This is a genomic window from Arthrobacter sp. GCM10027362, assembly GCF_042679445.1.
Classification (GTDB): Bacteria; Actinomycetota; Actinomycetes; order Actinomycetales; family Micrococcaceae; genus Crystallibacter.
Window position 1 is genome coordinate 1 of sequence record NZ_JBHTML010000456.1, and the last position, 552, is coordinate 552.

A 552-nucleotide genomic window follows, 5' to 3' on the forward strand; every position below is an offset into this window, starting at 1 on the left:
GGCGCCCGGGCCGTTGCGGCCGGACGCGGCCGGAACCTGGCACCGCGTGCACCCGGTATCCCCGCTGGTCCGCGGCTGGATCGCGCTGGCGGCCATCGCCTACTTCTTCGGCCGGGACGGGTTCGAGGCGCTGTTCCGCGGCGAAACGCTCTGGGTCGCCGCGGACGGCCGGCTCGGCTGGACCGCCGCCGTCCTGGCCGTGGTGCTGGTGCTGCTGGTGGGCGGCTACCTCCTGTCCTGGTGGGTCACCCGCTACCAGATCACCAGCGAGCACGTCCGGGTCGATTCGGGCATCCTCTTCCGCCAGCACCGCCAGGCGCGCCTGGACCGGGTCCAGGCCATCGACATCGTCCAGCCGCTGCTGGCCCGCATCTTCGCCCTGGCCGAACTGAAATTCGAGGTGGCCGACGCCGGCGAGTCCGCGGTGCGCCTGGCCTACCTGCCGCTGGCCGATGCCCAGCGGCTGCGGGCTGCGATCCTGGCCCACGCCGCCGGTGTCCGGCTGGACCCGGCGAAGCCGGAGGAGGCCCCGGAGGCCCCCGAGCAGCCGGT

At 74.5% G+C, this 552-nt stretch carries 1 protein-coding gene; it reads left to right on the plus strand.

What is annotated here, in order from left to right; genetic code table 11:
* A partial coding sequence (locus tag ACFQ36_RS23330; protein WP_377018021.1) for a PH domain-containing protein occupies positions 1–552 on the plus strand: 552 nt, incomplete at both ends.